The following is an 18624-nucleotide window of genomic DNA, read 5'->3' as shown; positions in this document are numbered from 1 at the left end:
AACGTGCGGCTTCGTGCGCTCAAACTTACTCTTTGCCATTTTCGGCTCTCCGTTTTCCTGTTTTCCCTTGAGGGAAGAATTCCGTTGTTATTGCGAGGTCCTAACGTATTCCGGTCACTTCTGACCGGAATACTTCGCCTGGATTTCCTGGGCCACGTTGGACGGCACAGGCGCATAGTGGTCGAACACCATCGAGTACTGGGCGCGCCCCTGCGACATCGAGCGCAGGTTATCGACGTACTTGAACATGTTCGCCAGCGGCACGTGGGCGTTGATGACCACGGCGATGCCGCGGCTTTCCTGACCCTGGATCTGACCACGGCGGGAGTTGAGGTCGCCGATCACGTCACCGACATAGTCTTCCGGCGTGACGACTTCGACCTTCATCATCGGCTCGAGGAGCTGGGCACCGGCTTCGCGGGCAGCTTCACGGAAGCATGCGCGGGAAGCGATTTCGAAGGCCAGAACCGACGAGTCAACATCGTGGAAGGCACCGTCAACCAGCGTCGCCTTGACGCCGAGCATCGGGAAGCCAGCCAGCGGACCCGAAGACAGGACGCTTTCGATACCCTTCTGAACGCCCGGGATGTATTCCTTCGGAACGGCACCGCCGACGATCTTCGATTCGAACTTGAAGTCGTCGCCTTCCGGGTTCGGTTCGAAGATGATCTTGACGCGAGCGAACTGACCGGTACCACCCGACTGCTTCTTGTGGGTGTAGTCCTTTTCCGTCTGGCGCGTGATGGTTTCGCGGTAGGCAACCTGCGGAGCACCGACGTTGGCTTCAACCTTGAACTCGCGACGCATGCGGTCGACGATGATGTCGAGGTGAAGTTCGCCCATGCCAGCAATGATGGTCTGGCCGGATTCCTGGTCAGTCTTGACGCGGAAGGACGGGTCTTCGGCCGCCAGGCGGTTGAGCGCGAGGCCCATCTTTTCCTGGTCGCCCTTGGACTTCGGTTCGATCGCGATCTGGATAACCGGTTCCGGGAATTCCATGCGCTCGAGGATAACCGGCTTCAGCGGATCGCAGAGCGTGTCACCCGTCGTGGTTTCCTTGAGGCCGGCGAGAGCAACGATGTCGCCTGCGAAGGCTTCTTCGATGTCTTCACGACTGTTGGAGTGCATCTGCAGCATGCGGCCGACGCGCTCGCGCTTGTCCTTGACCGTGTTCATGACCGAAGCGCCCTTTTCGAGCTTGCCCGAGTAGATGCGGGCGAAGGTCAGCGAACCGACGAAGGGGTCGTTCATGATCTTGAACGCGAGCATGGAAAGCGGCTCGTTGTCGTCAGCGTGACGCTCGATTTCGGCTTCCGTCTTGGCGTCGATGCCCTTGATCGCCGGAATGTCGAGCGGCGACGGCAGATAGTCGACGACGGCGTCGAGCAGCGGCTGAACGCCCTTGTTCTTGAAGGCGGTACCGCAGAACATCGGGTGGAACTTGACGTCGATCGTGCCGCGACGAACGAGTTCGCGGATCTTGTCGTTGTCAGGCATGTCGCCGTTCAGATAGGCTTCCATCGCTTCTTCGTCGATCTCGACAACCGTCTCGATCAGCTTTTCGCGATATTCTTCAGCCTTTTCCTTCAGGTCAGCCGGGATCTCGACGACATCCCACTGGGCGCCGAGAGACTCGTCGCGCCAGATCAGTGCGTTCATCTCGATCAGGTCGACAACGCCCTTGAAGTCGCTTTCAGCGCCGATCGGCAGCTGCATGACGACGGCGGTGGCGCCGAGGCGGGTCTTAATCATCTCGACGGAGCGGTAGAAGTCCGCACCGGTCTTGTCCATCTTGTTGCAGAAGATCATGCGCGGAACATGATACTTCTCGGCCTGACGCCAGACGGTTTCCGTCTGCGGCTCAACGCCGGCGTTGGCGTCGAGCAGAGCAATCGCACCGTCGAGCACGCGCAGCGAACGCTCGACTTCGATGGTGAAGTCAACGTGGCCGGGGGTGTCGATGATGTTGAAGCGGCGGGTCTTGCCGTCGCGACCCTTCCAGAAGGTCGTGGTGGCAGCGGACGTGATGGTGATGCCGCGTTCCTGCTCCTGCTCCATCCAGTCCATGGTAGCAGCGCCGTCGTGCACTTCGCCGATCTTGTGAGACTTACCGGTGTAGTAAAGGATACGCTCGGTGGTCGTGGTCTTGCCGGCATCGATGTGGGCCATGATGCCGAAATTGCGGTAGTCTTCGATTTTATATTCGCGAGCCATACGGACTGCCTTTCAATATTCGATCGTTGGATTACCAGCGGTAATGCGAGAAGGCGCGGTTCGCGTCGGCCATCTTGTGCGTGTCTTCACGCTTCTTGACGGCGGAGCCACGGTTGTTGGCGGCATCCATGAGTTCGCCGCAGAGGCGATCGATCATGGTGGTCTCGTTGCGCTTGCGGGCGGCAGCAATCAGCCAACGGATTGCAAGAGCCTGGCGACGCTCCGGACGTACGTCAACCGGAACCTGATAGGTTGCACCACCGACGCGGCGGGAACGAACTTCGACGTGCGGCGCGATGTTATCGAGCGCCTGATGGAACACGCCGAGCGGCTCCTGCTTCAGCTTGCCCTGAACGGCATCAAACGCACCGTAAACGATGCTTTCAGCCACGGACTTCTTGCCGTGAAGCATGATGGCGTTCATGAACTTGGTGACAACGAGATCGCCGAACTTCGGATCCGGGTTGATCTCACGCTTCTCTGCACTATGGCGACGGGACATACTGGTTTGTCTCTCAACAGTTAGGACGCTTTATCACGCGGAGAACCTCGCGCAGCGCCGGAAAAAAATCAAAAATCCGAATTACTTCGGACGCTTTGCACCGTACTTCGAACGGCGCTGCTTGCGGTTCTTGACACCCTGGGTATCGAGAACGCCGCGGATGATGTGGTAACGCACACCCGGCAAGTCCTTTACACGGCCGCCACGGATCATGACGACGGAGTGTTCCTGCAGGTTGTGACCTTCGCCCGGGATGTAGCCGATGACTTCGAAGCCATTGGTCAGGCGGATCTTGGCGACCTTACGCAGAGCCGAGTTCGGCTTCTTCGGGGTCGTGGTGTAGACGCGGGTGCAAACGCCGCGCTTCTGCGGATTTTCCTGCAGAGCAGGAACCTTGTTGCGCTTTACCTGTGCCTGACGCGGCTTGCGGATAAGCTGGTTTACGGTAGGCATATACCCATCCCTTGCAAAATCTTGTCTCTCAAGCCCTCGCGGACCCTGTTTAGCCGTTGCCGGCAGCGATCGCACAATTTTCGTCATGCGCAAAATGTGGCCCGACCCGCTTTTCGCGGATGGACCACAAAAGGCAGAGGACGCACGTCAAGCGCGTCTTGCGTGCAGCATTTGTGTACGTCAACGTGCGAAAAGGACCCTGTTTGAGGCGAACTTCAGAACGAGACGTTCCGAAAAGCCTAACCTCACATAGGCTCCGATGGCGGGCGTACTACTGTTTTCACCCGGTTCCGTCAAGTCTTTATCGCAAATTAATGCCGGATCGCGGGCCCTGGCGGCCGGCCGGGTCCTCTTCTGCACCAAAAACGGACCGCCTGCAATAAATTGGCTTGGGCAATCGCCTGAAACACCCTAGATATTGGCCAAAGCCGTACGGCGCGCCCCCTCTCCTTCCCCTCGATTCGAATCCGAGGGAATCAACCAGGCCGGAAAAGACCGACACCATGATCACCACGCCCGATAACGACAACAATTTCGACGATCCGATGGTGTTCATCATCATCGCCAAGGCCTATGAAACCGAAGGCGGCGAAGGCATCGACCTGCATATCATGCTGACGGCGGCCGACGATGATTCCGCAGTGCGCGCCGCTCTCAACGCGCTGGCGGAAGAAGGTTTCCTCGAAGCCGATCTCGACCAGATCGGCATGGTGACCGCGCCGCCAGACGAAGAGCCCCATGCCTCCGCCTATCAGGGCGCGCTCGAGGGCGAAGTGGCAATCATCCGCTTCAACTAATTCCATCCGGCAACAAGACAAGGAGGGCTGCCGGGAGCCGGCGGCCCTCCTCTTTTTGTACTGAGCTTCCGCCTATTTCCTGACCACCTCGCCGCTCGGCTTCGGCGTGGTATCCGTTTCCGCCGGCAGCACCGGATAGGCGACTTCCGGCATCTTGCCGGTCAACGAGTCGAGGAAGGCAACGATCAGGGTGACTTCCTCGTCGTTCAATTCCTCACCCAATTGCGCAGTGCCCATGACGGCGACCGCCTGCCTGAGGTTCCAGACCTTGCCGGAATGGAAATAGGGCGCAGTCAGGGCGACGTTGCGCAGCGGCGCCGCGCGAAAGACATAGGAATCGTCAGCCGTATTGGTGACGGCGAAGCGGCCCTTGTCATTTTCGGGCAGCACGTCCGCACCGGGCTTTTCGATCAGGCCGAAGGGGAAATAGCCCTCCCCGCCGACATTGATGCCCGAATGGCAGGACGAGCACCCCTTGTCCATGAAGAGCGCCAGACCCTGTTTCTGCTCGGTACTGATGGCGCCGTCGTCCCCGTTCAGCCAGGCGTCAAAGGGTGCCGGCGTAATCAATGTCGCTTCGAAGGCCTCGATCGCCTTGGCAAAATTGTCGAAGGTCACAGGGTCCTCCTCTCCGGGGAAGGCCGCCTTGAACCACGCGACATATTGCGGCATCGATTTCAGCGTCGCCACGACCTGGCCCGGCGTATTCGCCATTTCGACGCCGGCCTGTACCGGCCCCTTGGCCTGCGCCTTCAGGTCTTCGGCGCGGCCGTCCCAGAACTGCGCGATATTGAAGACGGCGTTGAGCGCGGTCGGCGCGTTGCGTGGTCCCTTCTGCCAACCGTGGCCGATTGACGTCTCCAGATTATCGTCGCCGCCTGTCGCAAGGTTATGGCAGGAATTGCACGAGAAGACGCCCGACGCCGACATGCGCGGGTCGAAGAACAGCGCCTTGCCGAGTGCGATCTTCTCGGGCGTTATCGCATTATTGGCCACCGCCGGCGTGGTGGACGGCAAGGGTTTGAAAGTCGCAAGCGCCGTTTCCCTGAGATCCGCCGGGACGGGATCGGCGGAAAATGCCGAGGTTGCAAGAAGCAATACTGCGACCGAAGTCAGTAGCTTTTTCATCATCGCCTCCGTTCGTTGTGAACGGAGAACATATTAGAATAATTCTAAATCGCAGCTTTGCGCTCGATCAATGCTTAGATCCGGCAGATATGGGGTGCAATGAAAAAAGGCGTCCGGAGGGCCCGGACGCCTTTCAATCGTCAACTGCGCGGTGCGACAAAATCGCACCGCCCGTATTGCCTTATTCCGCAGCCGGAGCGTTCTCGGCCGAAGCGAGATCCTGCAGCATCGGAGTGGCGATATCCGCACCCGTACCCTTGCGGCGTTCCTCGAGAATGAGGTCGTCGCGAGCCGTCGCGATGCGGCGGATCTGGGTCATGGTGCCGCCCGTACCGGCCGGGATCAGACGGCCGACAATGACGTTTTCCTTCAGGCCCTGCAGCGTGTCGGTCTTGCCGGCGATCGCAGCTTCCGTGAGAACCTTGGTGGTTTCCTGGAAGGATGCAGCCGAAATGAACGACGGGGTCTGCAGCGAGGCCTTCGTGATGCCGAGGAGAACGGGCTCGCCGTAAGCCGGCTTCTTGCCTTCCTCGATCAGGCGCTCGTTGACCTCGTCCAGTTCGATGCGGTCGACATTGTCGCCCACGATGTACTGGCTGTCGCCGGACTCGGTGATCTCGACCTTCTGCAGCATCTGGCGAACGATCACCTCGATGTGCTTGTCGTTGATGACAACACCCTGCAGTCGGTAGACTTCCTGGATTTCGTTGACCAGGTACGAGGCGAGTGCCTCGACGCCCTTGATCGCCAGGATGTCGTGCGGAGCCGGGTTACCGTCGAGGATGTAATCACCCTTTTCGATATAGTCGCCGTCCTGAAGGTGGAAGGGCTTGCCCTTCGGGATCAGGTACTCGACAGGCTCGACACCGTCTTCCGCCGGCTCGATGATGACACGACGCTTGTTCTTGTAGTCACGGCCGAGGCGGATCGTACCATCGATCTCTGCGATGATGGCGTGATCCTTCGGACGGCGAGCCTCGAACAGTTCGGCAACGCGTGGCAGACCACCGGTGATGTCCTTGGTCTTGGCGCTTTCGAGCGGCGAACGGGCCAGAACGTCACCCTGGGAGACCTTCTGGCCGGGTTCGACCGACAGGATCGCGTCGACCGAGAGCTGGAACCGGGCTTCGCCGCCACGGGCAAGCTTCAGCACATTGCCAGCGGCATCCTTGATGACGATGGCCGGCTTGAGGTCCGAACCACGCGGGGTCGAACGCCAGTCGATGACCTGACGCTTGGTGATACCGGTCGACTCGTCGGTCGCTTCCGAAACGGAGAGACCGTCGACGACATCCTCGAAGTGCACGATACCCTCGACTTCCGTCATCATCGGACGGGTGTAGGCATCCCACTCTGCGAGACGCTGACCGCGACGAACCTTGTCGCCGTCGTCCACGAAGACCTTCGAACCGTAGGCGACACGCTGCGACGAGCGCTCGACACCGCGTTCGTCCAGGATGGTGATCGCCATGTTGCGGCCCATGGCAATGAGATTGCCCTCGGAATTGCGCAACAGGTTGCGGTTCTTGATCGCGATCGTACCTTCGTACGATGCTTCAAGGAACGACTGGTCGACCACGTTGGCGGTACCGCCAAGGTGGAAGGTACGCATGGTGAGCTGCGTGCCCGGTTCACCGATCGACTGCGCGGCGATAACGCCTACGGCTTCGCCCATGTTAACCGGCGTACCACGGGCCAGGTCGCGGCCGTAGCAGACCGAGCAGACGCCCGTCTGGATTTCGCAGGTCAGTGCCGAACGGATACGAACCGACTGGATACCAGCCTTCTCGATCTCGGCGACATCGGCCTCGACGATCATCCGGCCAGCATCGACAATGCGTTCGCCGGTAATCGGGTTGTCGATGTTGTCGAGCGCGGTGCGGCCGAGGATGCGGGCGCCAAGCGACGCCACGACCTGACCGGCATCGACGATCGCCGTCATGGTGAGGCCCTTGTCGGTGCCGCAATCCGGCGAGTTGACGATGCAGTCCTGGGCCACGTCGACGAGACGACGGGTCAGGTAACCCGAGTTCGCAGTCTTCAGGGCGGTATCTGCCAGACCCTTACGGGCGCCGTGAGTCGAGTTGAAGTACTCGTTCACGGTCAGGCCTTCCTTGAAGTTCGAGATGATCGGCGTCTCGATGATTTCACCCGACGGCTTGGCCATGAGGCCACGCATGCCGCCCAGCTGGCGCATCTGGTTCGGAGAACCACGGGCACCCGAGTGGGACATCATGTAGATCGAGTTCATCGGCTTCTGGCGACCCGTTTCCGGATCGAATTCGACGGCCTTAATGCGGGCCATCATTTCTTCAGCGACCTTTTCGGTTGCCTTGCCCCAGGCGTCAACGACCTTGTTGTACTTCTCGCCCTGGGTGATCAGGCCGTCGTTGTACTGCTGTTCGTATTCCTTCACCAGGGCTTCGGTATCGCCGACGATCTTAACCTTGGTGTCCGGAATGACCATGTCGTCCTTGCCGAACGAAATGCCGGCGCGGCAGGCGTGAGCGAAACCGAGCTGCATGATGCGGTCGCAGAAGATGACCGTGTCCTTCTGGCCGCAATGACGATAGACCGTGTCGATCATCTTGGAGATGTTCTTCTTGGTCATTTCCTGATTGCAGATGTCGAAGGGAACGTTGACATTCTTCGGCAGCAGCTCACCGATAATCAGACGACCCGGAGTGGTGTCGTAGATCTTCGAAACCGGGTTGCCTTCGGCGTCCACGGTCTTGAAGCGGCCCTTGATCTTGGCGTGCAGCGTGACGACCTTGTTTTCCAGAGCATGGTGCAGTTCGCCCATGTCGGAGAAGGCCATGCCCTCGCCCGGCTCGTTCTGGTTCATGATCGACAGATAGTAGAGGCCGAGAACCATGTCCTGCGACGGAACGATGATCGGTGCACCGTTTGCCGGATGCAGGATGTTGTTCGTCGACATCATCAGCACGCGGGCTTCAAGCTGGGCCTCGAGCGACAGCGGCACGTGAACGGCCATCTGGTCGCCGTCGAAGTCGGCGTTGAAGGCCGTGCAGACGAGCGGATGCAGCTGGATGGCCTTGCCTTCGACCAGGGTCGGTTCGAAGGCCTGGATGCCCAGGCGGTGCAGCGTCGGCGCGCGGTTCAGGAGAACCGGATGCTCGCGGATGACCTCGTCGAGGATATCCCAGACTTCCGGCTTTTCCTTTTCGACCAGCTTCTTGGCCTGCTTGACGGTCGAGGAATAACCCTTGGCGTCGAGGCGGGCATAGATGAACGGCTTGAACAGTTCGAGCGCCATCTTCTTCGGCAGGCCGCACTGGTGCAGCTTCAGCTCCGGACCGGTCACGATGACCGAACGGCCGGAATAGTCGACGCGCTTGCCGAGCAGGTTCTGGCGGAAGCGGCCCTGCTTGCCCTTGAGCATGTCGGACAGCGACTTCAGCGGACGCTTGTTGGCGCCGGTGATGACGCGGCCACGGCGGCCGTTGTCGAAGAGCGCGTCCACAGATTCCTGCAGCATGCGCTTTTCGTTGCGGATGATGATGCCCGGAGCGCGCAGTTCGATCAGGCGCTTCAGACGGTTGTTACGGTTGATGACGCGGCGATAGAGATCGTTCAGGTCCGACGTCGCGAAACGGCCGCCATCGAGCGGAACCAGCGGACGCAGGTCCGGCGGGATGACCGGGACGACCTTCATAATCATCCATTCCGGACGGTTGCCGGATTCCATGAAGTTCTCGACGATCTTCAGGCGCTTCATCAGCTTCTTCTGCTTGAGATCCGACGTCGTGTCGGCAAGCTCGGAGCGCAGATCGCCGGCGATCTTCTCGAGGTTCATCGAAGCGAGCATTTCATAGATGGCTTCAGCACCGATCATGGCGGTGAACTGGTCTTCGCCGAACTCGTCGACGGCCATCATGTATTCTTCTTCGCTGAGAAGCTGGTTTTCCTTGAGCGAGGTCAGGCCCGGCTCGGTCACGATGTAGTTCTCGAAATAGAGAACGCGCTCGACATCCTTCAGCGTCATGTCGAGCAGCGTCGAGATGCGCGAGGGAAGCGACTTCAGGAACCAGATGTGGGCAACGGGCGCTGCAAGCTCGATGTGGCCCATGCGCTCGCGGCGAACGCGCGACAGCGTGACTTCGACGCCGCACTTTTCGCAGATGATGCCCTTGTACTTCATGCGCTTGTACTTGCCGCACAGGCACTCGTAGTCCTTGATCGGTCCGAAGATGCGCGCGCAGAACAGGCCGTCACGCTCGGGCTTGAACGTGCGGTAGTTAATGGTCTCGGGCTTCTTGATCTCGCCATAGGACCAAGACAGGATCTTTTCCGGGCTCGCGATCGAGATCCGGATGGAATCGAAGTGCTGTGCCGGCACCTGCGGGTTGAAAAGGTTCATGACCTCTTGGTTCATGCCTATCTCCTTAACGGGCGATATGCCCTTGCTTGGCACTGAAAGCGGCGAATTCCCGGGCCACCGCATCAGGCCTTAGAATGACAATAACCGCGAAATGCGGCGAAACTCCCTGCCCTGGCCGAAAGACAATCCTGCCGGGGCGGGATACGTGCGCTGCCTCGTGACAGCGCACGCCTTGTCAAAACGTCACTCCGCCGCGTCGGGCAGGCTGGCCTCGGGCGAGTTCTCGACCTTGGAGTTCTCAAGCTCGACGCTGAGACCCAGCGACCGCATTTCCTTGACGAGAACGTTGAAGCTCTCCGGAATGCCGGCCTCGAAGGTATCGTCGCCACGGACGATCGCTTCGTAGACCTTGGTGCGGCCGGCCACGTCGTCCGACTTCACCGTCAGCATTTCCTGCAGGGTGTAGGCGGCGCCGTAGGCTTCCAGTGCCCAGACTTCCATTTCCCCGAAGCGCTGGCCGCCGAACTGCGCCTTGCCGCCCAGCGGCTGCTGGGTAACGAGCGAGTAAGGACCGATCGAACGGGCGTGGATCTTGTCGTCGACCAGGTGGTTGAGCTTGATCATGTACATGTAGCCCACGGTCACCTTGCGGTCGAAGGGTTCGCCGGTACGACCATCGTACAGCACCGACTGACCCGACGAATGCAGGCCGGCGCGCGTCAGCATGGACGCGACGTCGGGCTCATGCGCACCGTCGAAGACCGGCGTCGCAATCGAAACACCGCGCTTCGACTGCTCGGCAAGACGGACCAGCGACTCGTCGTCGAACAAGGAGACCTCGTCCTTCGCCTGGCTCGCATAGACTTCCGTCAGCTCCTTCTTGAGCTCGGTGATGTCGTTCGTCTGCTTGTACTCCTCGAGCATCTGGCCGATGCGCTTGCCCATGCCGGCGCAAGCCCAAGCAAGGTGCGTCTCGAGGATCTGGCCGACGTTCATGCGCGACGGCACGCCGAGCGGGTTCAGTACCACGTCGACATGGGTACCGTCCTCGAGGAACGGCATGTCCTCGATCGGCAGGATGCGCGAAACCACACCCTTGTTGCCGTGACGGCCGGCCATCTTGTCGCCCGGCTGGATCTTGCGCTTAACGGCGATGAAGACCTTGACCATCTTCATCACGCCCGGAGGCATTTCGTCACCGCGCTGGACCTTCTCGACCTTGTCCATGAAGCGCTGTTCGAGGCGCGACTTGGATTCGTCGTACTGGCTGCGAAGCGCTTCGATCTCGCCCTGGACCTTTTCGTCCTCGACGGCGAACATCCACCACTGCGAGCGCGGATATTCCGAAACGACGGCGTTCGAAAGCTCGACGCCCTTCTTGAAGCCCTTCGGACCGGCAACCGATACCTGACCGCGCAGCATGTCGAGCAGGCGGCCGTAGACGTTACGGTCGAGGATCGCCTGTTCGTCGTCACGGTCCTTGGCGAGACGCTCGATTTCCTCGCGCTCGATCGCCATCGCACGTTCGTCCTTTTCGACGCCATGGCGGTTGAACACGCGGACTTCCACGACCGTACCGAAGGTGCCCGGCGGCATGCGCATGGACGTGTCGCGCACGTCGGACGCCTTTTCGCCGAAGATGGCACGCAGAAGCTTTTCTTCCGGCGTCATCGGGCTTTCGCCCTTCGGCGTGATCTTGCCGACGAGAATGTCGCCCGGCTGAACTTCCGCACCGATGTAGACGATGCCGGCTTCGTCGAGATTCTTCAGCGCTTCTTCCGAAACGTTCGGAATATCGCGGGTGATTTCTTCCGGACCAAGCTTGGTGTCACGGGCCATCACTTCGAATTCCTCGATGTGAATGGAGGTGAACACGTCGTCGGCTACGATGCGCTCGGAGAGCAGGATCGAGTCTTCGTAGTTGTAGCCGTTCCACGGCATGAACGCGACGAGCGCGTTGCGGCCGAGCGCCAGGTCGCCCAGATCGGTCGACGGACCGTCGGCGATGATGTCACCCTTGTTGATGACGTCACCGACGGACACCAGCGGACGCTGGTTGACGCAGGTGTTCTGGTTCGAACGCTGGAACTTCATCAGACGATAGATGTCGACGCCGGACTTCGAGGGATCGAGATCCTCCGTGGCACGGATAACGATACGGGTCGCATCGATCTGGTCGACCACACCGCCGCGGCGGGCCGCGATGGCTGCACCGGAATCGCGCGCGACGATCGGTTCCATGCCGGTGCCGACGAACGGAGCTTCCGCCCGCAGGAGCGGCACGGCCTGACGCTGCATGTTCGAGCCCATGAGAGCGCGGTTGGCGTCGTCGTTTTCCAGGAACGGAATGAGAGCGGCCGCGACCGAGACGAGCTGCTTCGGCGAAACGTCCATCAGGTTGATGTTGTCACGCGGGGCAAGCATAACTTCGCCGGCATGACGGCAAACGACGAACTCTTCGACGAACTGGCCGTCGGAGGTGAGCTCGGAGTTGGCCTGCGCGACGTAGTACTTCGCTTCTTCCATGGCCGAAAGATAGACAACGTCCGTCGTTACCTTGCCGTCCACGATCTTGCGGTACGGGCTTTCGATGAAGCCGTACTTGTTGACGCGGGCGAAGGTGGCGAGCGAGTTGATAAGACCGATGTTCGGTCCCTCAGGCGTCTCGATCGGGCAAATACGGCCGTAATGGGTCGGGTGAACGTCGCGGACTTCGAAGCCGGCGCGCTCGCGGGTCAGACCGCCCGGGCCAAGAGCCGAAAGACGGCGCTTGTGGGTGATTTCCGAGAGCGGGTTCACCTGGTCCATGAACTGCGACAGCTGCGAGGAACCGAAGAACTCGCGGACTGCGGCGGCAGCCGGCTTGGCGTTGATCAGGTCCTGCGGCATGACGGTGTCGATCTCGATCGAGGACATGCGTTCCTTGATCGCGCGCTCCATGCGCAGCAGGCCGAGGCGATATTGGTTTTCCATCAGTTCGCCGACGGAACGGACACGACGGTTGCCGAGGTTGTCGATGTCGTCGATCTCGCCCTTGCCGTCGCGCAACTCGACCAGCATCTTGACCACGGCCAGGATGTCTTCCTTGCGCAGGATGCGAACCGTGTCCTCGACGCTGAGGTCGAGACGCATGTTCATCTTGACGCGGCCGACGGCCGAAAGGTCGTAACGCTCCGCGTCGAAGAACAGCGAGTTGAACATGGCTTCCGCGGATTCCATGGTCGGCGGCTCGCCCGGACGCATGACGCGGTAGATGTCGAACAGCGCGTCCTGGCGGTTCTCGTTCTTGTCCGCAGCCAGCGTGTTGCGGATGTAGGCGCCGACATTGATGTGGTCGATGCCGAGAACCGGAATTTCATCGAAGCCCGCATCGAGCAGAACCGGCAGGCTCTTCTCGTCGATTTCGTCACCGGCTTCCATGTAGATCTCACCGGTCGACATGTTGACCATGTCCTCGGCGAGATAGTTGCCATAGAGGTCGTCGTCGGTGGCCTTCAAGGCCTTCAGGCCCTTGTCAGTCAACTGGCGCAGCAGGCGCGGGGTCAGCTTCTTGCCGGCCTCGACCACGACTTCGCCGGTGTCGGCGTCAACCATTTCGGAAATGGTCTTGGCGCCCTTTAGCGTTTCCGGCTGGAAGGGAATGCGCCAGCCCTTGCCGTCGCGGACATAGGTCGACTTGGTATAGAAGGTCGAGAGGATTTCCTCGCCGTCCATGCCAAGCGCCATCAGCAGCGAGGTCACGGGGATCTTGCGGCGACGGTCGATACGGGCGTGAACGATGTCCTTGGCGTCGAATTCGATGTCGAGCCAGGAACCGCGATACGGAATGACGCGGGCGGCAAACAGCAGCTTGCCCGAGGAATGGCTCTTGCCCTTGTCGTGGTCGAAGAACACGCCCGGAGAGCGGTGCATCTGGGACACGATGACGCGTTCGGTACCGTTGACGATGAAGGTACCGTTGTTGGTCATCAGCGGCATGTCGCCCATGTAGACCGACTGTTCCTTGATGTCCTTGATCGAACGGGCGCCGGTATCCTCGTCGATATCAAACACGATCAGGCGCAGGGTCACCTTCAGCGGCGCAGCATAGGTCAGGTCGCGCTGACGGCACTCGTCAACGTCGAACTTCGGCGGTTCGAATTCGTAAGAGACGAATTCGAGCATGGAGGCGCCCGAAAAGTCGGTAATCGGGAATACGGACTTGAAAACGGCTTGCAGTCCCTCGTCGGGCCGGCCGCCCTGCGGCTCGTCGACCATGAGGAACTGATCATAAGACGCCTTCTGAACCTCGATCAGGTTCGGCATCTCGGCGACTTCAGGGATTTTTCCGAAAAACTTGCGTACGCGCCTGCGACCATTAAACGAAAGGGTCTGAGCCATCGTCGCTCCTTGTCAATTTGCAACCGGGCCTGCAACGGACGGAACGCGCTGGCCAGGCGGCTCCGTCAATCAATGGATTGTTCAATCTCGTCTCGCGTTCCGAAAACTGCGGCCGGATTGCCGGAGAGTTCGGGGGAGACCATCCTCTTGAAGAACCCATTACCCAAAAGCCGTTTTACCGGCTTTTGGGTAATAGTTTCAGAGGAACAAGCAGCAGGGGAGAGAGCGAAACCGCCCTCTCCCAACCGCCATTTCCGATATTACTTGACGTCGACCTTGGCGCCGGCTTCCTCAAGCTTCTTCTTGAGGTCAGCAGCTTCGCCCTTGGATACGCCTTCCTTGACAGCCTTCGGAGCGCCTTCGACCAGGTCCTTGGCTTCCTTGAGGCCGAGGCCGGTGATGCCGCGGACTTCCTTGATGACGTTGATCTTGTTGGCGCCAGCGTCAACGAGGATAACGTCGAACTCGGTCTTTTCTTCTTCAGCAGCAGCAGCAGCACCGCCGCCGGCAGCAACGGCAGCAACAGCTACCGGAGCAGCAGCCGAAACGCCCCACTTTTCTTCGAGCAGCTTGGAAAGCTCAGCAGCTTCCAGCACGGTGAGAGCAGAGAGGTCTTCTACGATCTTTGCGAGATCAGCCATTTTACTAGTTCCTTTTGTGTTCGGTTCGAACTGGTTTGGTTATGAACAGCGAAAAACCGCCTTAAGCGGCTTCGTCCTTCTTGGCATAGGCCGCGAAAACGCGAGCCAGCTGACCGGCCGGAGCCTGGACAACGCCTGCAATGCGGGTAGCCGGGGTCTGAATCATACCCAGCAGCTTTGCACGCAGTTCGTCCAGCGAAGGCAGGGTCGCAAGCGACTTGACGCCTTCAGCGTTCAGCGTGGTCGAACCCATGGCACCGCCGAGGACAACGAGCTTGTCGTTGGTCTTGGCGAATTCCATGACGACCTTGGGAGCCGTGATCGGGTCATTGCTGAATGCAATCAGCGTCTGTCCCTTGAAGAGATTGCTCATCCCTTCCGACTCCGTGCCCTGAAGAGCGATTTTGGCCAGGCGGTTCTTCGCGACTTTGACGGTGCCGCCAGCAGCGCGCATCTTCGAACGAAAATCGTTCATCTGCGCAACCGTGACACCAGCATAGTGGGCCACGACAACCGAACCGGAAGCCTTGAAGACTTCGTTCAGCTCCGTGACGAATTCGCGCTTTTCCGCTCTTTCCACTGTCTGTCTCCAGTTGACGGGACCGCAATCCTGCAGGCCCCATCGGGTTTGCCTTTTGCCTCAAGGGATCCAAACTCGTCAGATCCCAAGCGACGCTTGAGGATCCTGTCCCCTCGCACTGTCACCCGAAGGCTCCAGGCACAAGGCACACTAGGCTCGAACCGACACTTCAGCGGCGCCTGACGCGCCTTAGAAAAATCTCGGGTCTTACCCGTCTCATGCCGGCATATATTAAGGCCGAAGCCACCAGCAATCTCGGACAGGAAATCCGGGTTTCCCCGGATACTCCCGGCCCCGAAGGACCGGGAATTCTTTAAGTCCGGAATCCCGAGGGACTCCGGAGAAAAATCAGGCCGTAACCGTGGCCGGATCGATCTTGACGCCCGGACCCATGGTCGAGGAGATAGCCACGCGCTTGACGTAGTTACCCTTGGCGCCAGCCGGCTTCGCCTTGATGACCGCGTCAGCGAAGGCCTTGATGTTTTCTTCGAGCGCCTTGGCGTCGAAGGAAGCCTTGCCGATACCGGCATGAATGATACCGGCCTTTTCGACGCGGAACTCGACGGCGCCGCCCTTGGATGCCTTGACGGCGCCCGTTACGTCCATGGTGACCGTGCCGACCTTCGGGTTCGGCATCATGCCGCGCGGGCCGAGAACCTTACCGAGACGACCGACGAGCGGCATCATGTCCGGGGTGGCGATGCAGCGATCGAAGTCGATCTTGCCGCCCTGAACGATTTCAACCAGGTCTTCGGCGCCAACGATATCCGCACCGGCGGCCTTGGCTTCGTCAGCCTTGGCGCCGCGGGCGAAAACGGCGACGCGAACGTCACGGCCGGTGCCGTTCGGCAGATTGACAACGCCACGGACCATCTGGTCGGCGTGGCGCGGATCGACGCCGAGGTTCATGGCGATTTCGATGGTTTCGTCGAACTTGGCGACGGCGCGTTCCTTGACCATGACGATGGCGTCGGTCAGGGCAACGAGCTTGGTCGGATCAACGCCTTCGCGGATCTTCTGAATGCGCTTTGCGAGCTTAGCCATGATCAACCTACCACTTCCAGGCCCATGGAGCGGGCAGAGCCCTCGACCATTGCCATTGCGCCTTCGATGTCGGCAGCGTTCAGGTCCTTCATCTTGCCTTCGGCGATCGCACGGACCTGAGCCTTGGTGATGGTACCGACCTTCGCACCCTTGCCCGGCGTCTTGGAGCCGGAGGTGATCTTTGCTTCCTTCTTCAGCCAGTAGGTAACCGGCGGCTGCTTCATTGCGAAGGTGAAGGACTTGTCCTGGTAATAGGTGATGACGACCGGGATCGGCATACCCTTTTCCATTTCCTGCGTGGCGGCATTGAACGCCTTGCAGAATTCCATGATGTTAATGCCACGCTGACCGAGCGCAGGACCAATCGGCGGGGACGGGTTAGCCGATCCTGCCTTGACCTGCAGCTTGAGCTGGCCTGCAACTTTCTTAGCCATTTCTCTCTGCCTTTCTACTCGGACCGGTTACCCGGCCCACCTATGCCGGCAATGCCGGCGGCTGCGGTTGCGTGGTACGTCTGGACGACCCGGCTTCAGGCCGCCATCCTCCCACGCGGATCGGGGAGTTACCTCCCTTCTTTCGATCAGACCTTTTCGACCTGACCGTATTCCAGCTCGACGGGGGTCGCACGACCAAAGATCGAAACCTCGACCTTGAGACGCGACCGCTCTTCGTCGACATCCTGAACAATGCCGTTGAACGAGGCAAAAGGACCGTCGGAAACGCGGACCTGTTCGCCTATCTCGAAGGAGACGGACGACTTGGGCCGCTCGACACCTTCCTGGACCTGGCCAAGAATGCGCTCGGCTTCATAATCCGGAATCGGAACCGGCTTATTGTCAGAACCGAGGAAACCCGTCACCTTCGGAGTATTCTTGATCAGATGGTAGGCTTCGTCCGTCAGGTTCGCCCGCACCAGCACATAGCCGGGGAAGAACTTGCGCTCGCTGTCCACCTTGCGACCACGGCGAACTTCAACCACCTTCTCGGTCGGAACCAGGATCTTTTCAAAGAGATGCTCAAGACCCTTCTGCCTAGCCTTCTCCTCGATGGATTCCGCCACCTTCTTTTCAAAATTGGAATAAGCGTGGACGATATACCAACGCGCCGCCATGTTCGTCTCCGCCCTAAATTAATTGCCGAGGCTCAGAACGAGTCTGAGCAGCCAACCGATCAACTGGTCGGCAGCAAAGAAAAACAGCGAGGCAAAAACGACCATGGCCAGAACCATAGCGGTCGAAATCATGGTTTCGCGGCGCGACGGCCACGTCACCTTAGACGTCTCGGAGCGCACCTGCTGCAGAAACGCGAATGGATTTGCCTTGGATGCCATTTAATGCCCACGCATTTACGGCGCGTAAAGCCGAACTAATCAGCCCCACGCACCGCGTGTCTGTTTGAACCCTACATAAAGGCCGATTCCCAATTTAACAAGAGGGAATTCGACCTTTAGCGACATTTTGGCCAATACCCGCCCGGAGCCTTGGTGGCTATCGTCGCTGAAATGCTAGCGCCGAACCGGACATGGCAGGGGCAGAGGGGCTCGAACCCCCGACCTGCGGTTTTGGAGACCGCCGCTCTACCAACTGAGCTATACCCCTAAGCCGTTCCCCACAAGCTGCGATTCCGCACCGCCGCTTGCGAGCTTGGCGCTCTTTAAGGTGCCTCGACGAGAATGGCAAGCAGGTTTTTGTTTTTTCCCAATCGCCTGCAGCGAATTTTCGTCACGCGCCGTTTCCGGAGGCCGACCGCCACGCCCTTTCCACCGATGCAGGAGGCGGAGTTCAGGCGCAATAGCCTAAGTCAACGTAATCCTGTAGAATTTGGTATCCACGGCCATGCGTGGAAAACGGTCCGGCAGGGTATCGGCGCCGACCTCGACGAACCCGTTCTTTTCGTAGAAGCGGTGCGCCGCGAGAAACTTCGCCGTCGTCCCCAGATAGACCTCTCTGATGCCTCTGGCCGTCGCCTCGGCGAGCAGCCCCTTCAGCAGCGCCGCCGCCACGCCGAACTCCCGGCCGCGCCATGCCTCGCCGACGAACATCTTGCGAAGCGCCGCCTGCCCCTCGCCAATGTCCTTGAGGCCAATCGTACCAACCACGGTGCCCGCGACCTTGGCGACCCAGAAATCGCCGCTTCCGACCTGATAGAAGCCGGGAATATCGCGCAGGTCAGGCTGATCGGCGGCGGTGATCGGAATGCCGAACTCCTCACGCTGGATCGGCAGAATGACATCGACCACGCCCTGCACGTCCCCTTCCGAAAATCGGCTGATTACCACTTCGCTCATAGTTCACCTCGCCCCTCTCAATCTACCCTCAAACGAAAAACCCCGCTGTTTCCAGCGGGGTTTCCTGCAATCCCGTGAAGGACAGCAATTACTCGATGATGGAGGCGACGATGCCGGCGCCGACGTTCAAATCGCGCTTGCGCGCCATTTGAACATTTCTAGTGCCGTCGGCAGCTTACGCCATCGCCCCCGTCCATCATCACTCGATGATGGAGGCGACGATGCCGGCGCCGACGGTGCGGCCGCCTTCGCGGAT

The 18624-nt window shown here is 59.8% G+C and carries 14 protein-coding genes and 1 tRNA gene; 1 reads left to right on the top strand and 14 read right to left on the bottom strand.

Translation table 11 applies throughout. The features are described from left to right. Nucleotides 1–114 precede the first annotated feature (114 nt). From fusA to rpsL, 3 genes are all read right to left on the bottom strand, one after another. Complete coding sequence (fusA, locus tag J5N58_RS25450) at nucleotides 115–2214, bottom strand: elongation factor G (protein WP_112831858.1); 2100 nt, start codon at nucleotides 2212–2214, stop codon at nucleotides 115–117. Between the two features lie 31 nt (nucleotides 2215–2245). Continuing rightward, nucleotides 2246–2716, bottom strand: a complete 471-nt coding sequence (gene rpsG, locus J5N58_RS25445; protein ID WP_112831859.1) for a 30S ribosomal protein S7 — start codon at nucleotides 2714–2716, stop codon at nucleotides 2246–2248. An 81-nt stretch (nucleotides 2717–2797) separates the two neighbouring features. Further along, the gene (rpsL, locus tag J5N58_RS25440; RefSeq protein WP_003507760.1) at nucleotides 2798–3169 is read right to left on the bottom strand and encodes a 30S ribosomal protein S12; all 372 of its coding nucleotides are present in this window, start codon (nucleotides 3167–3169) and stop codon (nucleotides 2798–2800) included. A 503-nt stretch (nucleotides 3170–3672) separates the two neighbouring features. On the opposite strand from rpsL, the gene J5N58_RS25435 reads away from it, so the two are divergent. After that, entirely contained in the window at nucleotides 3673–3966 is a 294-nt protein-coding gene (locus tag J5N58_RS25435) for a transcriptional regulator (RefSeq protein ID WP_112831860.1), read from the top strand. Between the two features lie 72 nt (nucleotides 3967–4038). Here the strand turns inward: J5N58_RS25435 and J5N58_RS25430 are convergent, their stop codons facing one another. The 11 genes from J5N58_RS25430 to J5N58_RS25380 form a co-directional block, all read right to left on the bottom strand. Then, the gene (locus J5N58_RS25430; RefSeq protein ID WP_244714224.1) at nucleotides 4039–5094 is read right to left on the bottom strand and encodes a cytochrome-c peroxidase; all 1056 of its coding nucleotides are present in this window, start codon (nucleotides 5092–5094) and stop codon (nucleotides 4039–4041) included. Between the two features lie 181 nt (nucleotides 5095–5275). Then, nucleotides 5276–9490: a DNA-directed RNA polymerase subunit beta' gene (gene rpoC / locus J5N58_RS25425; RefSeq protein ID WP_112831862.1), complete on the bottom strand. Its 4215-nt coding sequence runs from the start codon at nucleotides 9488–9490 to the stop codon at nucleotides 5276–5278. Between the two features lie 189 nt (nucleotides 9491–9679). Further along, on the bottom strand, nucleotides 9680–13816 hold the full coding sequence (gene rpoB / locus J5N58_RS25420) for a DNA-directed RNA polymerase subunit beta (protein ID WP_113444311.1): 4137 nt from the start codon (nucleotides 13814–13816) through the stop codon (nucleotides 9680–9682). A gap of 260 nt (nucleotides 13817–14076) precedes the next feature. Beyond that, complete coding sequence (gene rplL / locus J5N58_RS25415; protein ID WP_112831864.1) at nucleotides 14077–14457, bottom strand: 50S ribosomal protein L7/L12; 381 nt, start codon at nucleotides 14455–14457, stop codon at nucleotides 14077–14079. A gap of 61 nt (nucleotides 14458–14518) precedes the next feature. Further along, nucleotides 14519–15037: a 50S ribosomal protein L10 gene (rplJ, locus tag J5N58_RS25410; RefSeq protein ID WP_112831865.1), complete on the bottom strand. Its 519-nt coding sequence runs from the start codon at nucleotides 15035–15037 to the stop codon at nucleotides 14519–14521. Between the two features lie 348 nt (nucleotides 15038–15385). Further along, nucleotides 15386–16081 (bottom strand): 50S ribosomal protein L1, encoded by a 696-nt coding sequence (gene rplA, locus J5N58_RS25405; protein WP_112831866.1) that lies wholly within the window; start codon nucleotides 16079–16081, stop codon nucleotides 15386–15388. Nucleotides 16082–16083: 2 nt separating this feature from the next. Then, nucleotides 16084–16515 (bottom strand): 50S ribosomal protein L11, encoded by a 432-nt coding sequence (gene rplK / locus J5N58_RS25400; protein ID WP_112831867.1) that lies wholly within the window; start codon nucleotides 16513–16515, stop codon nucleotides 16084–16086. Nucleotides 16516–16661: 146 nt separating this feature from the next. Further along, nucleotides 16662–17192: a transcription termination/antitermination protein NusG gene (gene nusG, locus J5N58_RS25395; RefSeq protein WP_112831868.1), complete on the bottom strand. Its 531-nt coding sequence runs from the start codon at nucleotides 17190–17192 to the stop codon at nucleotides 16662–16664. Between the two features lie 18 nt (nucleotides 17193–17210). Beyond that, complete coding sequence (gene secE / locus J5N58_RS25390; RefSeq protein ID WP_112831869.1) at nucleotides 17211–17411, bottom strand: preprotein translocase subunit SecE; 201 nt, start codon at nucleotides 17409–17411, stop codon at nucleotides 17211–17213. Between the two features lie 192 nt (nucleotides 17412–17603). Then, nucleotides 17604–17679: transfer RNA gene (locus J5N58_RS25385), tRNA-Trp, on the bottom strand. A 197-nt stretch (nucleotides 17680–17876) separates the two neighbouring features. Next, entirely contained in the window at nucleotides 17877–18368 is a 492-nt protein-coding gene (locus J5N58_RS25380; protein ID WP_113467550.1) for a GNAT family N-acetyltransferase, read from the bottom strand. Between the last annotated feature and the right edge of the window lie 256 nt (nucleotides 18369–18624).

This window comes from Paenirhizobium cremeum (assembly GCF_022884085.1).
Taxonomy (GTDB): Bacteria; Pseudomonadota; Alphaproteobacteria; order Rhizobiales; family Rhizobiaceae; genus Allorhizobium; species Allorhizobium cremeum.
This window is presented reverse-complemented; position numbering and strand designations above follow the sequence as displayed.